The sequence below is a fragment of the Mesorhizobium sp. M1334 genome (assembly GCF_040317995.1).
Classification (GTDB): domain Bacteria; phylum Pseudomonadota; class Alphaproteobacteria; order Rhizobiales; family Rhizobiaceae; genus Mesorhizobium.
On record NZ_JAMYLM010000021.1, the window covers coordinates 63,678 to 84,073 of the forward strand.

The 20,396-nt window shown below is 61.9% G+C and carries 18 protein-coding genes and 1 pseudogene; 12 read left to right on the forward strand and 7 right to left on the reverse strand.

Annotated elements, in window-relative coordinates:
• The first annotated feature begins 214 nt into the window (after positions 1-214).
• Entirely contained in the window at positions 215-1,093 is an 879-nt protein-coding gene (locus NKH17_RS26525) for a GNAT family N-acetyltransferase (protein ID WP_352808154.1), read from the forward strand.
• A gap of 177 nt (positions 1,094-1,270) precedes the next feature.
• Here the strand turns inward: NKH17_RS26525 and NKH17_RS26530 are convergent.
• The 3 genes and pseudogenes from NKH17_RS26530 to NKH17_RS26540 all read right to left on the reverse strand — a co-directional run.
• Positions 1,271-2,020 (reverse strand): annotated as a pseudogene (locus NKH17_RS26530) (ABC transporter ATP-binding protein); the annotation flags it as partial.
• The gene (locus tag NKH17_RS26535) at positions 2,014-3,093 is read right to left on the reverse strand and encodes a FecCD family ABC transporter permease (RefSeq protein WP_352808153.1); all 1,080 of its coding nucleotides are present in this window, start codon (positions 3,091-3,093) and stop codon (positions 2,014-2,016) included. The pseudogene NKH17_RS26530 and the gene NKH17_RS26535, both read right to left, overlap by 7 nt.
• Positions 3,083-4,192, reverse strand: a complete 1,110-nt coding sequence (locus NKH17_RS26540) for an ABC transporter substrate-binding protein (RefSeq protein WP_352808199.1) — start codon at positions 4,190-4,192, stop codon at positions 3,083-3,085. Before NKH17_RS26540 ends, NKH17_RS26535 begins: the two co-directional genes overlap by 11 nt.
• 143 nt (positions 4,193-4,335) lie before the next feature.
• On the opposite strand from NKH17_RS26540, the gene NKH17_RS26545 reads away from it, so the two are divergent.
• Positions 4,336-5,127: a class I SAM-dependent methyltransferase gene (locus NKH17_RS26545; protein ID WP_352808152.1), complete on the forward strand. Its 792-nt coding sequence runs from the start codon at positions 4,336-4,338 to the stop codon at positions 5,125-5,127.
• A 159-nt stretch (positions 5,128-5,286) separates the two neighbouring features.
• Here NKH17_RS26545 and NKH17_RS26550 read toward each other — a convergent pair whose 3' ends face one another.
• Together NKH17_RS26550 and NKH17_RS26555 are read right to left on the reverse strand one after the other, a co-directional pair.
• Positions 5,287-5,685 (reverse strand): type II toxin-antitoxin system VapC family toxin, encoded by a 399-nt coding sequence (locus NKH17_RS26550; protein ID WP_352808151.1) that lies wholly within the window; start codon positions 5,683-5,685, stop codon positions 5,287-5,289.
• Positions 5,682-5,948, reverse strand: a complete 267-nt coding sequence (locus NKH17_RS26555) for an AbrB/MazE/SpoVT family DNA-binding domain-containing protein (RefSeq protein ID WP_352808150.1) — start codon at positions 5,946-5,948, stop codon at positions 5,682-5,684. Before NKH17_RS26555 ends, NKH17_RS26550 begins: the two co-directional genes overlap by 4 nt.
• A gap of 517 nt (positions 5,949-6,465) precedes the next feature.
• Between NKH17_RS26555 and NKH17_RS26560 the strand changes: the two genes are divergently transcribed.
• From NKH17_RS26560 to NKH17_RS26605, 10 genes are all read left to right on the forward strand, one after another.
• Positions 6,466-7,305 (forward strand): hypothetical protein, encoded by an 840-nt coding sequence (locus tag NKH17_RS26560; protein WP_352808149.1) that lies wholly within the window; start codon positions 6,466-6,468, stop codon positions 7,303-7,305.
• Between the two features lie 132 nt (positions 7,306-7,437).
• Positions 7,438-8,484, forward strand: coding sequence for an NAD(P)-dependent alcohol dehydrogenase (locus NKH17_RS26565; protein WP_352808148.1), 1,047 nt, complete (start codon positions 7,438-7,440; stop codon positions 8,482-8,484).
• 348 nt (positions 8,485-8,832) lie between these two features.
• Positions 8,833-9,744, forward strand: coding sequence for a carbohydrate ABC transporter permease (locus tag NKH17_RS26570; protein ID WP_352752807.1), 912 nt, complete (start codon positions 8,833-8,835; stop codon positions 9,742-9,744).
• Positions 9,744-10,643, forward strand: a complete 900-nt coding sequence (locus tag NKH17_RS26575; RefSeq protein ID WP_352808147.1) for a carbohydrate ABC transporter permease — start codon at positions 9,744-9,746, stop codon at positions 10,641-10,643. The genes NKH17_RS26570 and NKH17_RS26575 overlap by 1 nt, the downstream gene beginning before the upstream one ends.
• 48 nt (positions 10,644-10,691) lie before the next feature.
• A complete protein-coding gene (locus NKH17_RS26580) occupies positions 10,692-12,221 on the forward strand; it encodes an ABC transporter substrate-binding protein (RefSeq protein ID WP_352777380.1) in 1,530 nt (509 codons plus the stop codon).
• Between the two features lie 64 nt (positions 12,222-12,285).
• Positions 12,286-13,812 carry a xylulokinase gene (locus tag NKH17_RS26585; protein WP_352701479.1) on the forward strand — a complete coding sequence of 509 codons (1,527 nt, stop codon included), beginning with the start codon at positions 12,286-12,288 and terminating at the stop codon, positions 13,810-13,812.
• On the forward strand, positions 13,805-15,130 hold the full coding sequence (locus NKH17_RS26590; protein ID WP_352808146.1) for an iron-containing alcohol dehydrogenase: 1,326 nt from the start codon (positions 13,805-13,807) through the stop codon (positions 15,128-15,130). Before NKH17_RS26585 ends, NKH17_RS26590 begins: the two co-directional genes overlap by 8 nt.
• Before the next feature lie 77 nt (positions 15,131-15,207).
• Positions 15,208-16,290, forward strand: coding sequence for an ABC transporter ATP-binding protein (locus NKH17_RS26595; RefSeq protein WP_352808145.1), 1,083 nt, complete (start codon positions 15,208-15,210; stop codon positions 16,288-16,290).
• On the forward strand, positions 16,291-17,346 hold the full coding sequence (locus NKH17_RS26600; RefSeq protein WP_352808144.1) for a hypothetical protein: 1,056 nt from the start codon (positions 16,291-16,293) through the stop codon (positions 17,344-17,346).
• A gap of 99 nt (positions 17,347-17,445) precedes the next feature.
• The gene (locus tag NKH17_RS26605) at positions 17,446-18,444 is read left to right on the forward strand and encodes a sugar-binding transcriptional regulator (protein ID WP_352808143.1); all 999 of its coding nucleotides are present in this window, start codon (positions 17,446-17,448) and stop codon (positions 18,442-18,444) included.
• 52 nt (positions 18,445-18,496) lie between these two features.
• On the opposite strand, the gene NKH17_RS26610 is transcribed toward NKH17_RS26605, so the two are convergent.
• Together NKH17_RS26610 and NKH17_RS26615 are read right to left on the reverse strand one after the other, a co-directional pair.
• Positions 18,497-19,228: an ATP-binding cassette domain-containing protein gene (locus NKH17_RS26610; protein WP_352808142.1), complete on the reverse strand. Its 732-nt coding sequence runs from the start codon at positions 19,226-19,228 to the stop codon at positions 18,497-18,499.
• Positions 19,229-19,230: 2 nt separating this feature from the next.
• Complete coding sequence (locus NKH17_RS26615; protein ID WP_023678771.1) at positions 19,231-20,211, reverse strand: ABC transporter permease; 981 nt, start codon at positions 20,209-20,211, stop codon at positions 19,231-19,233.
• Positions 20,212-20,396: the final 185 nt, after the last annotated feature.

Here is a 20,396-nt window from a genome sequence, read left to right on the forward strand (position 1 = left end):
TTATCACCGGGTGCAACCAGCGTATCCGCAGGCAGCAGAGTTCGCTGCCGAATTGCGTCATGCTTTGGCCGAAGATTGCGAAAAAGCACCTCGAACCAGCGAAACCTGCTGGCTTTCCCGTATAATGCTACGGCAAAAGAGGCATGTCGCGACATGGCGATCGATCACAACGTCACACCGCGTGCCTTGCGCATTTGTTGAAGGATCGACTGAGATGCAGAGATCAGTACGCCTGAAATCCTTCGAACTGGTCGCGCGGGACATCAATGATGTCGACGTTGAGCTGCTGCACGCGCTGTCGATCTCAGTCCGCTGGCCTCATCGGCCGAAGGATTGGAACCTACTGCGTCGCGCCGGCCAGGGCATCGTTGCCGTTGACGGTATTGGGCGCGTTTTCGGCAGCGCGATGTGGTTTCCTCACGGGGACGATTTCGCCACCATCGGCGTAGTGATCACAACGCCCCGCACGCAAGCGCAAGGAGGCGGCCGATGGCTCATGGACCTAGTCCTCGAGCAGTGCGGCGATCGCAACTTGGCACTCAATGCTACCCATGCTGCCTATCCTCTTTATGTCTCACTCGGTTTCACGACCGAGGCGACTGTATACATGCGCCAGGGGGAAGTCCCACCGATCCTCCCAACAGTGCCGTCCCTGGACGGTCAATTGCAGGCGCTGTCGAGCGACAGGCTAAAGGAGATCACGGCGCTGGACACCCGCGCCTTTGGGACAAACCGCGAGAGGCTGCTCACGTTGCTCGCGGCCGATGCCTCAATCTGCACTTTGAGCCGCGGCAGCGAGATCGTCGGCTATTCCATGTGTCGCGAGTTCGGGCGTGGTCACGTGATCGGCCCGATGGTCGCGGGAAACGATCTCGACGCGGTTCATCTTACAGCCGTGCATCTGAAGGGACTGGCAGGACGATTTGCCCGCGTCGACACCCGCGAGAAGGATGGCGTGTTTGCCGCGTTTCTCCAGCAGTGCGGCCTCGGCATTGCCGAGACCGTTACGACCATGTCCAAGGGGCGCCGCTTTCTGAACCGGGAAGACAATGGGCCTTGGGTCTATGGATTGGCGGGCCACGCCTTGAGTTGAATGCAAGCACGCTGTCGCCTTCAACCAGCGGTCAGAGGACCAGGTCGATCACTGCGGGCGTCGATCAACCGGCTTAATGCGGTTGCCGTCACGCGGCCGGAACGGCTGCCCCTCGAATCTGCTCCGAAGCCCGGATTCGGTCTCCGCTGCCGGCATTATGAGCGTCCGACGCCCATCCGCCACGCCATCCACGATGACATGGCCGATGCCACGCGAGCACGGCTCGATGCGCGCGTTGAGATGATAAATGTCCCGCAGCAGATGTGAGGTGATGATGTCCCGCGTTGGCCCGCATGCGACCAGCCGGCCGTCCGCGATGACCATTGTCTGATCGCTGAAGCGCAGGGCCTGATTGAGGTCGTGCAGGGCGATCAGCACGACCATGCCTCGCGCCCTGGCAAGTTCCCGCATGAGACCGAGCACTTCCACCTGCCGCGACAGATCGAGTGCTGATGTCGGTTCGTCCATCAGCAGGACCTCCGGCTCGCGCACCAGTGTCTGTGCCAGGCTGGCGAGTTGCCGCTGGCCGCCGGAAAGCTCGCCAATGTTGCGGAAAGCGATGTCGGCGATGCCGAGCGCCGCAAGGGTCTCGTCGATGCGAGCCAGATCGTCGTCGCCCACAGACCAGCCCATACCCTGCTTGCGGGCGAGCAACACTGACTCATAGACGGTGAGCACCGCGTTGGCGGACGTTTCCTGTGGCATGTAGCAGATGCCGCTCGTCCGGCGAATGGCCCCCTCGACATGCATTGCTCCCGGTCCGTGCAGGAGGCCGGCGATTCGCCTGAAGAGCGTCGACTTCCCGGCGGCATTCGGACCGATCACGGCCACAATGTCTCCGCCCTCGAACGCTGGCGTCGTCACATCCCGAAGCCGGAGGCTCGTGCCGTAGCGCGCGCCGAGCGCCTCAAGCCGGATCATCACCATGAGCGCCTCGTGCTGGACAGGATGAGCGAGATGAAGAAGGGGATGCCGATCAGCGAGGTGACGATGCCGATCGGGAAGACCGTCCCCGGGATAAGCGACTTGCTGACGACCGAGCTGGCCGACAGGATGAGCGCGCCCGCGAGGGCCGAGGCGGGCAGGAAGAAGCGTTGGTCCTCGCCGATGACCATGCGCGCGATGTGCGGGCCCACGAGGCCGATAAAACCTATGGTGCCGACGAAGGCGACGGAAATAGCGGCGAGGAGGCTCACCAGGATGAGCGTCTCGAGCCGCAGGCGACCGACTTTGACGCCGAAGCTGGCCGCCTTGTCCTCACCGAGCCTCAACGCCGTTAGCGCCCAGACGCGCCGGGCGAAAATGGGTAAGACTGCGAGGAGAATGAATGTGGTGACCGCAAGCTTAGGCCAGGTGGCCTTGGTGAGGCTGCCCATTGTCCAGAAGACGACTGCCGCCAGCGCTTCCGCCGACGCGAAAAACTGGACGAGCGCGAGCAGCGCGTTGAAGGTGAAAACCAGCGCGATGCCGAGCAGCACGATCGTCTCCGCGCTGACGCCGCGCTTGACGCTCAGCACGTGAATTAGGAAGGCCGCCAGCATCGCCATCACGAAGGCGTTGATCGGCACTACATACTCGACTGCGGCGGGGACAAGCCTCACTCCGAAGGCAAGCGCAAGCGCGGCGCCGAAGCTCGCGGCGGCGGATATGCCGAGCGTGAAGGGGCTCGCCAGCGGGTTATTGAGGATGGTCTGCATCTGCGCGCCGGCCACGGCGAGCGCCGCCCCTACGACAATCGCCATCAGGGCCACCGGCATGCGGATGTCCCAGAGCACCACGCGCACCTGCTGCGGCACGGTGTCGGGGAACACAAGGGCCCGCACGACCTCGCCGAGGTCGTAGCGGGCGGGACCGACCGCAAGGTCGACGCACAGGCTGAAGAGCAGGGCAGCGCCGAGGCCGGCAAGGATCAACTGCCGCCGCCAGACGAGGGCGCGGTAACGCCCTCGTCCATCGGTGCTGTCGAGCGCGGTGCTGACGGCCGTCGATTCAATCGACATCGGTCAGCGAGACCCAGTGGCCGGGCCTGTATGCGATCGGCAGGAATTTCTTGTGCAACTCGCTGAAGGTCGCCTCAGGATCAAGGTCGGCGAAAAGATCGGGATGCAGCCACTTCGCCATCTGCTGGATGGCCACGAACTGATAAGGACTGTTGTAGAACTGATGCCAGATGGCATGCACCGCGCCGTCCTCGACGGCCTTCACGCCGGTCAGCGCCGGCCGCTCGGTCAGCGCCTTCAGCTTGCGCACCGCCTCTGCCTCATCACGGCCGGGGCCGACGCCGACCCAGGCACCGCCCGGTACATAGGCTTCCCACGAGCCGCCGGTGACGATGATCTGATCCGGGTCGGAGGCGATGATCTGTTCCGGATTGAGTGTGCCGAAGGTGCCGGGGATGATGTCCTTGGCGATGTTGTCACCGCCTGCCATCTCAACGAATTTGCCGAAATTGTCGTCGCCGAAGCTCATGCAGCAATCGTCCGAATAGCCGCCGGCGCGTTCGATGAAGACCTTGGGCCTTTCCGGCTTGGCCTTCTCGATTACGTCGGTAACGCGCGCGATCTCGGCGGCGCGCCAGGTGATGAATTCCTCGGCGCGCTTCTCCTTGCCGAACAGCCTGCCAAAAAGGCGCATGCTGGGTTCGGTGTTGGTAAAGGGACGCTCGCGGAAATCGACATAAACCAACGGAATGCCGGCAGCGGTGAGTTTCTCGATATACTTGGCGTCTTCCGTGGCCTGCTTCGACTCGATGTTCATTACGATGACGTCGGGCTTGAGCGATACCGCCTGCTCGACATCGAAAGTGCCGTCCTTGAAACCGCCGAATGTGGGGATATTCGCCATCCTTGGGAATTTTTCCAGATAGGCGGCGTAGTTGTCCGGATCCGCTTGGCTGAAATCCTCGCGCCAGCCAGCGATGCGCTTGAACGGATCCTGGGTGTCGAGCGCCGCGACGAGATAGACCTGCCGGCCCTCACCCAGGATTACCCTCTCGACAGGGACGTTCACCTTGACCTGGCGGCCCGTGATGTCAGTCACTGCAACCATTTCGGCCCTGGCGGCCAGCGTCATCGACAGAGCGACGATAGCGGCCGCCATCGTCGCTGCTGGGATCTTTCCGAAATTCATCGCGCCCTCTCTTGAAATGAATTAGCCAGAGGTGGCTTATAAAAGATGACTTCAATTCTCAAGAAATATCTTTTAGAGCCATTCCAGACTGGTACGACGACAAGGGGTCAGGAATGGCGGGCGAGCCCAATTATTCGCTGCGGGACGAGATACGCGACTATTGGTCGACGCGCGCCGGAACATTCGACCTTTCGGTGGGGCATGAAATCTTCTCACCGCGCGAACGCCTGGCGTGGCACAGGCTGATACTCAAGCACTTGGGGCGCGGGGATGGGCGTCGCGCGCTCGACCTCGCTTGCGGCACCGGGGTCATATCCCATCTCATGCACGACCTGGGTTATGCCGTGACCGGGCTCGATTGGTCAGAGGCCATGCTTGCCCGCGCGCGTGCAAAGGCGACGCAGAGGGAAAGCGGCATCCGGTTTCTGATCGGCGACGCCGAGCGAACCCTTGAAAAAGCAGAAAGCTATGACGTCCTCGTCACCCGTCATCTCGTCTGGACGTTGGTGGATCCGCGAGCGGCATTCGCCGAATGGTTCTCGCTGCTCAAGCCTGGCGGACGGCTGCTGATCATTGATGGTGATTTCGTCAGTAAAACCTGGGTAACCTCTCTGCGACAAGTCCTGGAAAGGGCCGTTGGCCGGACAGTCGGGCCGGTCCACGAACTGGATCAGGTGATGGCGGACCGCCATGGCAGCATCCTGTCACGGCTGCACTTTTCGCGTGGCGCCAAAGCGGACGAGGTCTGCGCGCTTCTGGTGGAGGCTGGCTTTGAGATGCCTGTGGTCGACACCCGGCTCGGCGCAATTCATCGTGCGCAGGCGCGGCACATGAACTTCCTCAGGGCGCTGGAACGTTCGACGCAGCATCGCTACGCGATCTGCGCGACCAAGTCGGCCTGGTAGTTGGGGAATTCTAACGATTTCCACAATCACTTATCGGCGATCGTCGGCTCTCACCCCGCCATTCTGATCTGACATCCGTACCGCAGACAGAATCCGATTGCTCGCAGTGGCCTCTAAAGACGCGACAGCACAGGGCGAAAGACCACCGCGGAAAGAGACTTAGAAAAGAAGCTGTACGGATTGTCCCTGCGCCGAGAGCAGTTTGACGGCCTTCCGGTCAAACGAGACGAAAGTCTCCCCGCCAAGCCAGCCGCCGTCAAAAGCGATCACGCCGTCCGCGAAATCGCCGCCGGCATCGAGGACTGACAGCCCTGCCTCAACTGCCGGCCGGTTGATGACAACATTCGCGGTGTTCAGCAACGCCCGGATCGCCGCGGCAATATTTTCGCGCTCTGTCTGGTACTGCCGGGCCAGAATCCAGGCGAACTCGCACAAGGCCTGCAAGCTCACGGCCACGATGTCCGCTTTGGCCAGCAGGTCGACGGCAATGGCCGCCTGCGCCTCATCATCGGCGACATAGGCGCGCAGCAGCACATTCGTGTCGGCCGTCACCCTCATTCCTTGCCGGACCCGGCCGCAGCGCCCGCTTCCGCTATCGCCTCGTTGATCTCCTCGATGCTGAGCACCCGGCCGTTCGTCTTGCCTCTGAGGAAGCCGTGGAGGTCCCGGAACGACCCCTTCGCCCGTGCAGCCCTCAATTCCGCCCGACCGTCGGGCAGCAGATCAAGCTCGATCTTCTCGCCCGGTTTGATGCCCAGATGTTGCAGCACGCCCTTGCGGAAGGTCACCTGTCCCCTTGTCGTCACTGTCAACGTTGCCATGTTAAACATTTCCTGTTCTTGCGATAAGATAATGCAAATCTGCATTATTATCAATGCAGATGGTCGGGGGCCAAGCTTGGCGCCCATGCGGCGACTGAATGGCATTGATGCCTTTTAGAAAGCCGTCAGGCATCGTGGATTCGCGCTCGCCCCCTCGTTCGACTGATTCTGATGTTGGCCGAACCGGTTGATCTGCCCTGCGACGTCGGAGTTGTACAGGAGCCCTCCGTGCCGAGCAGATACTCTACGTCCCGCTTATGTGGCCGTAAGTTGTCAGTCCGCTGCGTCAAGTTCGAGCCGGAGATTAAGAAGAACGGAGCCATCGCCGCATAGGCGTCTGCCTGCGTGGGTCTGGACGGACTCACTCATGCGCAATATGAATTATGAATGGAGATGAGGCCTGCCGTGGCGCCGCGTCGCTAAGGCAGGTGGCGTTCGTTCAATGCTGTTGCGCCGGGCGGGTTGGCCTTCTGGTCTAACGCTGCCCGCAGAAGTGTCGATATTAGGGGATCTGGTCATGACCGACAACAAGCCAGACGTTACGAAGGATTGGCAAGCGACGCAGGGCCAGAAGTCCTCCGCCACGCGTCTTCGCCTTTTCGCCGCACTCTCGTGGATCGTCGCCATTGGCGGCGAGATCTACGGAATCATGCTGCTTCGCCAGAACAAGTTCGACCAGGCACACCTGCCGCTGGTCATCGGCCTTCTGGTCGGCATCGCGATTTTCGCAATCGCCGGGAACTTGCTGTGGAAGGCGGCCAACAGGCACGATCCGGCCCGTGCATCCGACGCGGCCAGGTTCTTCTTCCAAAACCAGCTCGGCGCAATCATCACGCTGATTGCCTTCCTCCCGCTGGTTTTCCTGATCCTCACCGACAAAAACATGGATCCGCGGACCAAGAAGGTTGCCGGCGGCGTCGGCGCTGCGCTGGCCGTGCTCGCGACCGTCATGGGGATCAGTTTCACCCCCCCGTCGGTCGAACAGTATACCCAGGATATGAACGCATGCGCGGCCCAGATCAAGTCGGGGCAGCCCACCACCGCCTGTTCGCCCGATGTCGCCGCCCAGGCGCAGGCGATCGCGACGGACACCGCCGCGGTGACGGCGGCGACGCGGGACGCGAGCCACCCCGCCGGTCAGGATGTCGTCTACTGGATCGCGCCGGAAGCCGGAGCCGCGAAGTCCGCCGAGCCGCATGTTTTCCACCTCTGCGCAGGCGTGAGTCCGCTGAAGGGCAAGACCGTGAATAGTGGCTCCGTGACGGAGGCCTACGCACAGAACGCCGTCCGCATCACGAAGCAGATCGATATGGAACAGAAGCAGTGCGGGTTCACCCCCACAACCAGCACCAACTGAACCCGCCTGCGCTCGATCGCGTCTATCGGGGCCACAGCGCCAGCCCGGAGAACAATGATGCATAGATGGACGGTGTGTATACCCGTAGAGGGTTAAAGGCCCCTACGATCGGCTTTAGAGGAGACTACGTCGATGACGAACGTGCGCGCCCTTGTCCTCGAACGCCAACACGAACTCAAGCTGCGTGACATCGATCTGCCACAGACCGTCGGCCCGGGCGAAGTTCGCATCAAGATCCATACCGTGGGCATCTGCGGCTCCGACGTGCACTACTACACCCATGGCCGCATCGGCCCGTTCGTGGTCGAAGCGCCGATGGTCTTGGGCCATGAAGCCGCCGGCACCGTCGTCGAAACTGGGGAAGGCGTCGAGCATCTGAAGGTCGGCGACCGCGTCTGCATGGAGCCGGGTATCCCCGATCCCAATTCGCGGGCGAGCCGGCTCGGCCTCTACAACATCGATCCAGCGGTCAGGTTCTGGGCGACGCCGCCGATCCACGGCGTGCTGACGCCCTATGTCGTGCACCCCGCCAACTACACTTTCAAACTGCCCGACAATGTCAGCTTCGCCGAAGGCGCGATGGTGGAGCCCTTCGCTGTCGGAATGCAGGCGGCGGCCAAAGCGAAGATTGCGCCGGGTGACACCGCGGTGGTGATTGGCGCCGGGCCGATCGGCACGATGGTGGCGATCGCCGCGCTCGCCGGCGGCTGCGCCCGCGCCGTTGTTGCAGATCTCGCCCAACCCAAGCTCGACATTGCCGCCGGCTACCAGGGTGTGATCCCGGTCAACATCCGCGACAAGAGCCTGCCGGCGGAGGTCAAGCGCCTGACCGACGGCTGGGGCATCGACGTCGTCTTTGAATGTTCCGGCTCGACCAAAGCATGGGAGACGTTGCTCGATCTGCCGCGGCCCGGTGGTACCGTGGTGGTGGTCGGCCTGCCGGTCGCGCCGGTGGCGTTCGATATCGCTACGGCCTCTACCAAGGAAATCCGCATCGAGACGGTGTTCCGATATGCCCACCAATATGACCGGGCGATCGCACTGATGGGATCGGGCCGGGTCGATCTCAAACCCTTGATTTCGGCGACCTTCCCCTTCGAAGACTCCATCACCGCATTTGATCGCGCGGTCGAAGCCCGGCCGGCGGACGTAAAGCTTCAGATCCAATTGCCGGATTAAGGCGAGTTCCAAATCCCCCGGGCTGCCCTCCCGATCTCCTTGATGCGTTGCGTAGCTTCTTGGGCCGCCAAGGCTGGCTGACGGCAGCCCTGAGCGCTTTTGGTGCTGATGCACGGCATTTACCGGCGGCGCTCCCTCCAAGAACAACTCCATACCCGGCGATGACGGGATCCTCTGGGACCACGAGCAAATCCCTTGAGCGCTGAGGGAACCGACACTTGACAAATCGGCGGCCGTCCGACACGTTCTTAACAAAAGACACAACAAACTTACAAAAGTTCAAGTTGGCACAATCTGGCCGATAGGGAGAAGGCCGATGCGTCTCTGTGACCTAGCGGAGATTTGCGCGTGAGCACGGTGACCGTGACCCGCGAAACGCCCAGATGGGCCCTGCCCCGGTTCATGACGGCCGAGCATCCTTTCCCCTGGCTCGCGCCGATCACGGTGATGCTTCTCGTTTTCGGCATCTATCCCCTCGCCTATTCAGTCTGGCTTTCGTTTCACAAACGCAATGTCGTCTCCCGGCAACTTGACTTCGCCGGGCTCCACCAATGGACGCGTGCCTTCTCGGATGCGCGTATGTGGCATTCGTTGGAAACCACGCTGATCTACACCTTCGTCGCGCTTGCGGTTCAGCTTGCGCTCGGCATCCTCATTGCGCTTCTGCTTGACACCGATCGCAAAGGTTACGGGGTGCTTCGGGCGCTGATGACACTGCCGCTGGTGGTGCCGCCTGCGGTGACCGGAATGATGTTCCTGCTGATGCAGGACGGCTCTTTCGGCGTCCTATCGTTTTACCTCTATGCCCTGGACCTGATCTCGCCGGCACAGCCGATCCTGACGCAGCCCGGAACCGCATTGGCGGCGATCCTGCTGGCAGACATATGGCAGTGGACGCCGTTCATGGTGCTCATCATCCTGGCAGGGCTCAGGGCGCTGCCGAAGGAACCTTTCGAGGCAGCGGCGATCGACGGCGCCACCGGCATCCAGACGTTCTGGCGGCTCACATTGCCGATGCTGCGCAAGGTGATAGCGGTTGCGGTGCTGATCCGCGGCGTCGATCTCTTTCGCATCTACGACTACGTTTACATCATCACCGCTGGCGGGCCAGGCACGGCCACCGAGACGCTTTCATTCTACGCGGGGCGAATCTACTTCACCGGAGACTTCCCCTATGCCGCGACCCTGTCGCTGATCGTGCTCGTCGTCTTGATCGTCGTGTCGAACGTCTTCGTCAGGCTGTTCAAGGTGAGATTCTGATGGAGTCGTCGCGCGCTCAAACGATCGCCCGTGACGTGCTCGCCGTCCTGGTGGTGGCGATCTTCATGTTCCCGATCGCGTGGTGGGCCCTGTCGTCCATCAAACCCTATTCGGCGATCTTCGATCGCAGCGGACCGGTCTACACCGGTTTCACGCCGACGCCGGACAACTACCGCGTGACGTTGCTTGGCGTTTCGCGCGTCGACATCGGCATGGAACAGGGCGGCGAAGCGGCCGGGGTCATCAAGGGGGGCGCGAGTTCCTATGATTCCCGCCAGTCGTTGCTCGACAGTGCCATCATAGCCGTCGGATCGACGGCTATGACGCTGCTGCTCGCAACTCTGGCCGCCTACTGCCTGTCGCGAATGCAGTTCAGCGGCCAGCAGTCCTTCCTGTTCTGGATTCTCTCGCAGCGCTTCATGCCGCCAATCGCGATCGTCATTCCGATCGTTTTCATGTTCCGCGATCTCGGCTTGCGCGATACCTATACGGGGCTCATCCTCGTTCACAGTTTGATCAATCTGCCGCTGGCGGTTTTGCTTTTGAAGTCGTTCTTCGACGACGTCCCGCGCGAGGTCGACGAGGCGGCACTGATCGACGGCGCGACGCGCTGGCAGACGTTCCGGCGCGTGGTCCTTCCCATGGTCAAGGGCGGCATCGCTGCGACGGCTGTGCTGTGTTTCATCTTTTCGTGGACCGAGTTCCTGCTCTCACTGTTCCTGACAACGTCGATCCGCACCGTGCCGGTGAAGATTTCGACCTTTGTCACCTCGACCGCAACCGAGTGGGGCTACATCACAGCGCTCGGCACGTCCGCGATCATACCCAGCTTCATCTTTATCCTGCTGGTTCAACGGCATCTGGTCCGCGGCCTCACCCTCGGGTCCCTGAAGGAGTGAGGCGCAGGCGAGAAGAACGACGACAAAAAACGCAACGGAGGAACGATCATGAGCTTCAGAGAACACGACAAGAAGACATTCGTCGCCGATACCTGCAACGACTTTACGGCGCGCCGAATAACCAAACGCGACTTCATGAGGAAGATGGCGCTCGCCGGTGTCGGCTTTTCTGCCTTCGGATCAGCCATGCTAGGTGGCGGCCGCACCAATCGCGGGATCCTGGGCCTCGGGGTTGAAGAAGCCCGCGCCCAGGACGCCGATATGTTGAAGTGGCTGGCCGATGTCGGCAAACCGTATGCCGGCACCAAAATCCGCTACACTTCGGAAGCTACGCCGCCAACGATCGTCGCCAACCAGCTTGTCGCAGGTGAATTCACCAAGGCAACCGGCATTGAGGTGGAAGTCGAAATCGTGCCGCTGGAGCAGGTTCTCGCCAAGGCGACGCAAGACGTGCAGGGCCAGCTGGGCACGTACGACGTCTATTATCTCGACCAGTCCTGGATGGCGACATTTGCCCAGGATGTCGTCGACCCGCGCGAGTATTATGACCAGAACAAAGAACTGGCGATGCCCAACTTCGACTGGGACGATTTCTCCAAGCCGCTGGTCGACGGCATTGCCATGTACAATGGCAAACAGTGCGGAATACCATTCGATATTCCGATCTTCATCCTGATGTACCGCAAGGATCTTTTCGACAAACACAACATTGCGCTGCCGACAGATCTCGACGCCTACCTCAAGGCCGTGCAGGCGCTTACAGAGGCAGAAAAAAGCAACGGCATCTTCGGCACCGCGTGCCAGGCGAAGTCCGGCCACTATTCGCTCGAATGCGACTGGACCTTCGCGTTGTGGGGCCATGGCGGTTCGATCTTCAACAAAGACAAGAAGTTTGTCGGCAATGACGAGCGCGGCGTGGCCGGGCTGCAATTCTATCAGGAGCTGGTCAAGAACTCGCCGCCCTCTGCGACGACATGGACTTGGGACGGCCAGGGACAGGCACTAACACAGGGTCAGGCGGCGATGGCAATCACCTGGGGCGAAGATTTCCCCGGCTTCGACGCCAACGATTCCAAGGTCAAAGGCCTGTTCGAGGCCCTGCCCGCGCCCAAGGAGGTTCCCGGTCGTCGCGCCGCCGCCGATTGCGGCTTCAACGAAATCCCGGCCGTTGGTCACCAGGGCGGCTCGACGATTTCGCTGTCGCAATATTCCAAGAACAAGGAAGCAGCATGGCTGTTCATGCAGTGGGTCTGCTCGAAGGATGTGATGGCGCGGGTATCGACGCTCGGCGGCGGCGCCTCGCCGATGCGCAATTCTTCCTTCACCGATCCTCGCGTGAAGGCGAAGGCCGTCGTCGGGCCTGGAACGACACGCCACTTCGACGCGATCAAATACACGATCGACAACCAGATGGGATCGGAGCCGGACATGCCGATCTGGGCGGATCTGTCGAACAACGACATTCCGGTTGAGCTCGGCAAATTGCTTACGGGCCAAGACTATGGCGGCAATGCCAAGGCGTGCCTCGATGCCATCGCCGGCATTGTCGACGGCAAAGTCAAGGACGCCGGTCTTTAGCGACTCGTCGTGATTTGGGCGAAGGCGGCTTCCACCGCCCTCGCCCTTTGGCAATGTGGCGGCAATGGTTCCGGATCTCGTCATCGGCATCGATTCCTCGACCTCGGCAACCAAGGCGATCGCCTGGGACCGCAATGGGCTGGCCGTGGCTGAAGGTCGTGCACCGCTTGCAATGTCCAACCCGCGGCCGGGCTATTTCGAGCAGGATCCGGCCGAGTGGTGGGCCTCGACGGTTGCGGCGCTTCGTGCTGTCGCGGCAACAGTTTCGCCGGCACGCATTGCCGCCCTTGCGATTGCCAACCAGCGCGAAAGCTTCGGCCTTTTCGACGAGCAGGGCCAAGCGGTCGGGCCGGCGACGCTCTGGCTCGATGAGCGCGCCCGTGGGAAAGCACGGCGCTTCGGCGAGAGTTTCGGCGCGGCACGCGTCCACGCAATATCCGGCAAGCCGCTGGACGTCATTCCTTGCCTTTACCGCATGATCTGGTTTCGCGAGGAAGAGCCCGAGATTTTTGCCCGCGTGGAGCGAATGGCCGAAGTCCATGGCTATCTGGTCTTTCGCTTGAGCGGCCGGTGGGTGACGTCCACCGCATCCGCCGACCCGATGGGCATACTCGATATGCGAGCTATGGACTGGTCCAACGAAATATTGGACGCCGCGGGCGTGGCGCGGGGAATGATGCCGGACCTGGCGAGGCCCGGCAGCGTTCTGGGCCAACTGACTTCGGAAGCCGCCATACTGACGGGCCTGCGGGAGGGCACGCCGATCGTCGCCGGCGGCGGCGACGGTCAATGCGCCGGAACGGGCGCTGGCGTGTTGCAGCCGCGATGCGCTTACATCAATCTCGGCACGGCGGTCGTCTCCGGCAGCTTTGGCACGGACTACGTCCATGACCAGGCCTTCCGCACCGAGACGGCGGTCGCCGATGATGGCTATATCTACGAGACGTGCCTTCGCGCCGGCACTTTTCTCGTCGACTGGATGGCGCGCGAAATGCTTGGCGTCGATCTGCATGGCGCAAGCGGCCTGGCAGCGCTCGAGGCCGAAGCCGCTGCCAGCCCGATCGGCGCAGGCGGCATAATGCTTCTTCCCTACTGGCAGGGCGTCATGGACCCGCACTGGGACAGTAGGGCCCGTGGTGTGATTGCCGGGCTGTCCGGCTCGAGCAGCCGCGGCGACATCTATCGTGCCGTGCTGGAAGGTATAGCGCTGCATCAGGCCGCGACAAGTCAGCGGGCCGCCGCAGCGGCCGCCCAGACCATCGGCCAATTCATAGCCATCGGCGGAGGAGCGAAATCCGACCTGTGGATGCAGATTCTGGCGGATGCGCTCGATCATCCCATAAAGCGTTCGACGACGGTGGAAGCCTCCTCGCTTGGCGCGGCGATGGCGGCGGCAAAGGGCGTGGGCTGGTTTTCCTCCATCGCCGAAGCGTCGCTCGCAATGGCCAGCGAGCCGGCCAAAACCTTCGAACCGGACGCGAAACGGGCCACGCTCTACGCCGAACTTCTTGCGATCCATGCCGATCTTTGGCCAACGCTTTCAACCTGGAACCAGCGTCTCGCGGCCTTCATGGAGACCGATCATGGCTGAAGCGAGCAACTGGAACGCCTTGATCGAGGACGTTGTCGCAGGACGCTGGACAGATCCCAAGACAGGCGCAGCCGCGGTCCTGCCGTTCCAGACAATCGAATTGCTGGAGACGACGGAGGGCCGCGAGGGGGATCTCGTTGCGCCCCTGGCGCTAGGCAGCCGCATCGCCGTGGTCTCCGACATCAACACCGTCGATGTGATGGGCAGGCGCGTCGCGAAGGCGCTGCGTGCCATCGCCGAAATCGACGAAATCGTGCTGCCTGACGGCCTCGACTGCGATGAGGCAACGATCCAGATGGTCAGGGAGAAGACGCGTCACGCCGAAGGCGTCGTGGCCGTCGGGTCCGGCGTCCTCAACGACAGCTGCAAGCATGCAACCTTCCTCGACCAGCGGCCCTATGCCGTCTTCGGCACGGCGGCCTCGATGAATGGCTATGGCGCCTCGACAGCGTCGGTGACGTTGGCTTCAGGGCTCAAGATCTCGCTGCCCTCGCATGCTCCGCGAGGCATCTTCCTGGACCTTGGCGTGTCGGCTGCAGCACCCAGTTGGCTCAGCGCCGCCGGGCTTGGCGACAGCCTCTGCCGCTCCACCGCCCAGACCGACTGGTGGGCTTCGCATCGGCTGTTCGGCACTTACTATTCCGAGGTGCCTTATCTGCTTCAGGCGGGCGATGAGGAACCGATGCTGGCCCATGCGCCTGGCCTTGCCAGGCACGACATCACCGCCGTCGGACATCTCCAGCGCGTCCTGACGCTGTGCTCGATGGGCGTGTGCTTTGCCGGCGTTTCCCATCCCGGGTCCATGGGGGAGCACCAGATCTCCCATTGGGTCGACATGTTCGCGCAAGCACATCATCCAGGCACCACGCACGGCCAGCAGGTTGGGGTTGCCTCGCTGGTCATGGCGCGTCTGCAAGCGCGGCTGCTGGACATGGAAGAGCCGCCGCAGGCAAAGCCAACCGTCATCGACGAGGCGGCGATGCTGGCACGCTATGGAGCGCAGCTTGGACCACTTTGCATTGCCGAGATGAGGAAGACAGCACTCGACGCCAGCCAGACGGAAATCTTCAACCGGAAACTCGCGGAAATCTGGCCGGCCCTGCGCCAGGAGGTTCGGCCAATGGCAATGCCGGTTGCCCGCATGGAGGCAGCACTGAAGGCTGCGGGGGGGCCGGTCACCGGCGCGGAACTAGGCCTGCCGCGCGCGCTTTGGCACAATGCCATTCGCTATTCGCGAGAAATCCGCGGCCGCTGGTCCTTTGTCAATCTGGCCGCCGATGCGGGACTCTTGGAAGAATTTCTGGACAGCGAATGGTGAGAGCGCATCCGATCGCCAATGGCTCGCATGGCGAAAATGAGATCCAACCGGCAAGGGCAATCGAAGGGTAGCAATTTATGGCGTCTGTCACCATCAGCAACATAAAGAAGGACTATGGCGCCCTCTCGATTATCGATGGACTCGATCTCTCGATCGAGGATGGCCAGTTCGTCGTTCTGTTGGGGCCGTCCGGCTGCGGCAAGTCCACGTTGTTGCGCATGATAGCCGGTCTCGAGCCCATCACGTCCGGTGAGATCGCCATAGGCGACAGGGTCGTCAACACGCTTCATCCCAAAGACCGCAACATCGCGATGGTCTTCCAGAATTACGCGCTTTATGCGCACATGACCGTCTTCGACAACATGGCCTTTTCCATGCAGTTGAAGAAGCGCCCCAACGAAGAAATCAAACAGAAGGTCGGGTGGGCGGCATCGATCCTCAACCTGACTCCCTATCTGGAACGGTACCCTCGCCAGCTTTCGGGCGGCCAGCGGCAGCGTGTCGCCATGGGCCGCGCCATCGTGCGGGACCCAACTGTGTTCCTGTTCGACGAGCCGCTGTCCAACCTCGATGCCAAGCTGCGGGTGCAGATGCGCACCGAAATCAAGGAACTCCACCAGCGACTGAAGACCACCACGGTCTATGTCACGCATGACCAGATCGAGGCCATGACCATGGCCGATGTCATCGTCATCATGCGCGACGGCCGTATCGAGCAGATCGGGCGCCCGCTCGATGTCTACGATCACCCGGCAAACCTGTTCGTCGCCTCTTTCATCGGCTCGCCCGCAATGAACATGTTGCATGGCGAGGTGGCATCCGAGCGCGACGCCTGGGTGGTGCGGACGGACGAGCTATCCCTCCCGCTACCGCCAGGGGCTGCGGTCCGGCCCGGCCAAAAGGTGATCTACGGCATTCGCCCCGAACATCTTCGACCCGTGGTCGACGGGCGCGGCATCCCGGCCAGGATTACGGTTGTCGAGCCGACCGGCCCCGAAATCCACATCTTTGCCAGCATGGGCAACACCGCGATCTGCTCGGTGCTGCATGACCGCATGGAGTTCTCTCCTGGAGCTGTAATCCATCTGGAACCGGCGCCTGAGCGAATCCACCTGTTCGACCAAGGCAGCGGCGAGCGACTGGACAAGGGAAGAAGTTGAATGGCCCAGGTCGTTATCCTCGGCGCCGGCGTCATGGGCTCTGCCATGACGCTTCCGGCCGCTCACGCGGGTAACCGCATCACTCTTGTCGGCACCCATCTCGACGAGGAGATCGTCGACTCGGTGGCCAGCACCGGTCGTCATCCGCGCCTCAACACCACACTGCCTGATGTGGTGGCCGCCAGGTCCTGGACCGAATTCGGGGCAGCGATGAACGATGGACCCCATCTGCTTGTACTCGGCGTCTCGTCGGCCGGCATTCCTTGGGCGATCGAGCGCATTGCCGAAAGCATCAAGTCGCCCGTGCCGATACTGATGATTACGAAAGGACTTGCGGCAAGCGACGAAGGCATCGACATCCTGCCACATCTGCTTGCCCGCGAGATCGAGCAACGCACCGGCTTGTCAGTCCCGGTGATGGCCGTCGGCGGACCGTGTATTGCCGGCGAACTGGCGGCACAGCGCGATACGTCTGTGATCGTTGCCGGACACGATCCCGACCAGGTGGCCGCGGCCTCCCGCCTTCTGCGCGCGCCCTTCTATCACGCGCGATCGTCATCCGATCTCGTCGGCGTCGAGATCTGCGCTGCTTTCAAGAATTTCTACACACTCGCCGTTGGGGCTCCCGTCGGACTGCTGGAGCGCGACGGCAAGGCGCCCAATGGTGCGCTCATGCACAATCTTGCCTCGTCACTTTTCTCGCAGTCCCTCGCGGAGATGGCGATTCTGGTCGATGCTCTGGGCGGAAAAATCGAAACAGTGCTGGGGCTGGCAGGCTCCGGCGATCTTTATGTGACCTGCCAGGCGGGCCGTAACGGTCGCATGGGGCGCCTGCTTGGCCGCGGCCTGCCCTATTCCGTGGCGAAGCGCGAACATATGAGTTCGGACACGGTCGAGGGAGCGCAACTGGCGCTGGACCTTGGTCCGACTTTGAAGAATATGATGGCCCGGGGTGTACTTCCCCATGATCGCCTGCCGCTGACGACCGCCATCATCGACGCGGTTTGTCACGATGCTCCGCTGGTTTTGTCCTTCGACCGCTATCATCGAGGCTAGCGGAGCCGGGGAAACTCGATTGATGCCTCATATCGATGAGCACATGGCTCGGCCGAGCCCGCTCTGGACCCGCTGCCGCGGAGTGGACAGGATGATCTGATGGAGAAACCCGCACGAAAGAAACGCGACGGCCGCCAAGCTGTAACGAGTTCGGTCACGGCTGATCGTGAGGAAGGGCTGCTCGTGCGCGCCGCCTGGCTTGCTTACGTCGGTGACCTCACGCAGGCGCAAATTGCCAAGTCTCTTGGCCTGACCCGCCTTCGCGTCAACCGGATGCTGGCGCATGCGCGCCAGCGGGGGATCGTTCAGATTCGCATCAATTCGAAGGTGGCGAACTGCATCGAGCTGGAGCACCGGCTGCGGGACGCCTATGGTGTCTCGGATCCAATCGTGGTTCCGACACCACCCGATCCCGCGCTGGTGCCACAGGTCATCGCAGCCGCCGCCGGTGAGGCCCTGTCGCTCAGAATCCGCGACGGGATATCGGTGGGCGTGGGATGGGGACGGACGCTCCAGCTTAGTCTGCGGTCAGTGACCGTACGCCCGGTCAAAGGAATGTCGGTCGTTTCCCTGCTTGGTGGGCTCACGCGCGGATCGGCGATCAACATCTATGAGATCGCTTCGCGGCTCGCGGCGCTTTTCGATGCGGAATGCTTCTACATCGCAGCACCGGTGTTCACGGACACGGAGGCCACGCGCGATCTGCTTATGCGCCAGTCCATTCTGGAAGACGCCTTCACCCATGCCCGCGACGTTGACGCCGCTTTCGTTTCGGTGGGCGCGGTGCACAAGGACGCCACCATTTTTCGGATCGGACTGGTAGGCGACGATGATCTCAAATCGCTCCGCGAAGCGGGAGCCGTCGGCGATATTTGCGGCCACTGGATCGGCGCCGACGGACAACTCGTCGATCACCCACTAAACAATCGCGTTATCGGCCTCGCGCCCGAACATCTGCGCGACGTCGACACTGTGATCCTGCCCTCCGGCGGCCTCGACAAGGTTCCGGTGCTGCGCGCCGTGTTGCGTCTGGGAGTCGTCGATGTGCTGATCATCGACGAGAAAACCGCTGAGGCGATCCTTGCGCAAAAGCCCTAGCGCAGACTGACCTCTACCAGCAGAGCGGCTCGCGACTGATCGCTTCTTCGCGTCACAGAACCTCGTGGATTTCCTCGATCGAAGTCTCGCCGATCCGCTTGTCGAGAACGATCTCTCCACGCGCCATGGCCACGACCCGGTCGCAGCATTCGAAAACATGATGCATGTTGTGGCTGATGAAGACGCTGGTGATCTTCTGGGCCTTGAGCGCGCGAACGAAGCCAATCACCTTTCGCGTCTCCTTCACCGAAAGATGATTGGTCGGCTCGTCGAGAATCATGACTTTCGACTTGAAGTGCATGGCCCGGGCGATCGCCACGCCTTGGCGCTGGCCGCCCGACAGTTCGCCGACCAGCGCGTCGGGCGACCTCAGATGCAGATCGACGTCGGCGATCGCCTTGACACTTTCATCACGCATGCGCTTCTGGTCCAGGATGCCGATGCCGAAAACCGAGCCCTTCACCGGCTCGCGTCCGATGAAAACGTTGCGGGCGATGGTCATGGTCGGCACCATCGAATTGTACTGGTAGATCGTCTCGATGCCGCGATCCATGGCGTCGCGCGGGTTAGAGAATCGGACCGGTTCACCTTCGATCCTGATCTCGCCGCCATCGGGCTTTTGGGTGCCTGACAGGATGTTGATCAACGTCGATTTGCCGGCGCCGTTGTCGCCGACGAGGCCCAGTGCCTCGTCTGGGTAGATGTCCAGTGTAACGTTCTTCAAGGCGTGGACGCCGGAATACCATTTCTGGAGTCCCTTGATCGCGATGATGGGTGCCGCCATGATCAGGTCTCCACCTTCATTGCCCTGCCCCGCTTTCGCAGCCAGGCATTCACGACGACCGCGAAGATAGTCAGGAAGCCGATTGCCATCTTGAACCAGTTGGCGTCAACCTGGCTCAGCACCAGTCCGTTGTCGATGACGCGAATAAGGGCAGCCCCTATGATGCCGCCGAAGATGGTGCCGATGCCGCCAGCCAGCGAGGCGCCACCAATGACGGCAGCCGACACGGCTTGCAACTCCAGCCCCTCGCCGATCGAGGGCAGCGGCGCGCCGAGCCGCATCACCTGGATGGTGCCGGCAAAGCCGGCGAGCACCGAACAGATCATGAAGCAGGCGACCTTCACCCGGGCCGTCGGGATGCCCATCGATTGCGCGGCAGGCAGAAAGCCGCCGGTGGCGCGCACCCAGTTGCCGAAATTCGTGCGCGACAGAAGCACCGTCGCCAGGATTGCCACGGCGACAAACCAGAAGAACGACATGCGAAAGAGGTCGCCCGGTCCCACATAGATCGTAAACAGCCATTTGGGCAGAGCGTTGGCCGGGATGACAGGAGGGAAGCCGCCGGAGATTACCACCGTCAGCGAACGCGCGATGAACAGCATGCCAAGCGTGGTGATGAAGCTTGGTATCGCGAAACGAATCGTTATGAACCCGTTGAAGAAGCCGATCAGGGCGGCGATCGCGAGGCCGGCGGCAAAGGCCGGCGCGAACGGCACGCCGGCCGCCAGCATCACCGCCATCGTCATCGGGGTCAGCGCAAAGACGGAGCCCACGGAAAGATCAAACTCGCCGCATATCATCAGCAGGGTCACGCCGATCGCGACCAGCCCCATTTCAGGCAGCAGCCCAAGCATTCCGCGCACGTTCTGTGTGTTCAGAAATACGCCGTTCGAGCGTATCTGAAAGACGAGAAGGAGGAGGAGCAGGAACACGACCGCGGCAAGCTCCGGCTTCTCCAGATAAATCTTCATCAAGCGCTTCATCATTCGCTCCGGCTTGGGATTGTTTGCGCTGGCTTGCCGCATCGGCAAGGGATGGCGGCAGTGTGTCTTCTACCGCCCTTGGCGGGGAGATGCGGTGGCAGGATAAGGGGTGGAGCTAAAGCGCCCAAAGGCCACGCGGCCTGCCCCCAACCCTTGCCTCCTTCCCGTAAAGAACGAGGAGAGGA

What these genes read in the sequence shown, in the direction of transcription:
- NKH17_RS26605 (WP_352808143.1), top strand. Translation starts at nt 17,446, where the DNA reads ATGGAGAAACCCGCACGAAAGAAACGCGACGGCCGCCAAGCTGTAACG.
- NKH17_RS26535 (WP_352808153.1), bottom strand. Translation starts at nt 3,093, where the DNA reads ATGTCGATTGAATCGACGGCCGTCAGCACCGCGCTCGACAGCACCGAT.
- NKH17_RS26550 (WP_352808151.1), bottom strand. Translation starts at nt 5,685, where the DNA reads ATGAGGGTGACGGCCGACACGAATGTGCTGCTGCGCGCCTATGTCGCC.
- NKH17_RS26565 (WP_352808148.1), top strand. Translation starts at nt 7,438, where the DNA reads ATGACGAACGTGCGCGCCCTTGTCCTCGAACGCCAACACGAACTCAAG.
- NKH17_RS26600 (WP_352808144.1), top strand. Translation starts at nt 16,291, where the DNA reads ATGGCCCAGGTCGTTATCCTCGGCGCCGGCGTCATGGGCTCTGCCATG.
- NKH17_RS26580 (WP_352777380.1), top strand. Translation starts at nt 10,692, where the DNA reads ATGAGCTTCAGAGAACACGACAAGAAGACATTCGTCGCCGATACCTGC.
- NKH17_RS26615 (WP_023678771.1), bottom strand. Translation starts at nt 20,211, where the DNA reads ATGAAGCGCTTGATGAAGATTTATCTGGAGAAGCCGGAGCTTGCCGCG.
- NKH17_RS26595 (WP_352808145.1), top strand. Translation starts at nt 15,208, where the DNA reads ATGGCGTCTGTCACCATCAGCAACATAAAGAAGGACTATGGCGCCCTC.
- NKH17_RS26585 (WP_352701479.1), top strand. Translation starts at nt 12,286, where the DNA reads ATGGTTCCGGATCTCGTCATCGGCATCGATTCCTCGACCTCGGCAACC.
- NKH17_RS26545 (WP_352808152.1), top strand. Translation starts at nt 4,336, where the DNA reads ATGGCGGGCGAGCCCAATTATTCGCTGCGGGACGAGATACGCGACTAT.
- NKH17_RS26590 (WP_352808146.1), top strand. Translation starts at nt 13,805, where the DNA reads ATGGCTGAAGCGAGCAACTGGAACGCCTTGATCGAGGACGTTGTCGCA.
- NKH17_RS26560 (WP_352808149.1), top strand. Translation starts at nt 6,466, where the DNA reads ATGACCGACAACAAGCCAGACGTTACGAAGGATTGGCAAGCGACGCAG.
- NKH17_RS26575 (WP_352808147.1), top strand. Translation starts at nt 9,744, where the DNA reads ATGGAGTCGTCGCGCGCTCAAACGATCGCCCGTGACGTGCTCGCCGTC.
- NKH17_RS26540 (WP_352808199.1), bottom strand. Translation starts at nt 4,192, where the DNA reads ATGGCGGCCGCTATCGTCGCTCTGTCGATGACGCTGGCCGCCAGGGCC.
- NKH17_RS26610 (WP_352808142.1), bottom strand. Translation starts at nt 19,228, where the DNA reads ATGGCGGCACCCATCATCGCGATCAAGGGACTCCAGAAATGGTATTCC.
- NKH17_RS26555 (WP_352808150.1), bottom strand. Translation starts at nt 5,948, where the DNA reads ATGGCAACGTTGACAGTGACGACAAGGGGACAGGTGACCTTCCGCAAG.
- NKH17_RS26525 (WP_352808154.1), top strand. Translation starts at nt 215, where the DNA reads ATGCAGAGATCAGTACGCCTGAAATCCTTCGAACTGGTCGCGCGGGAC.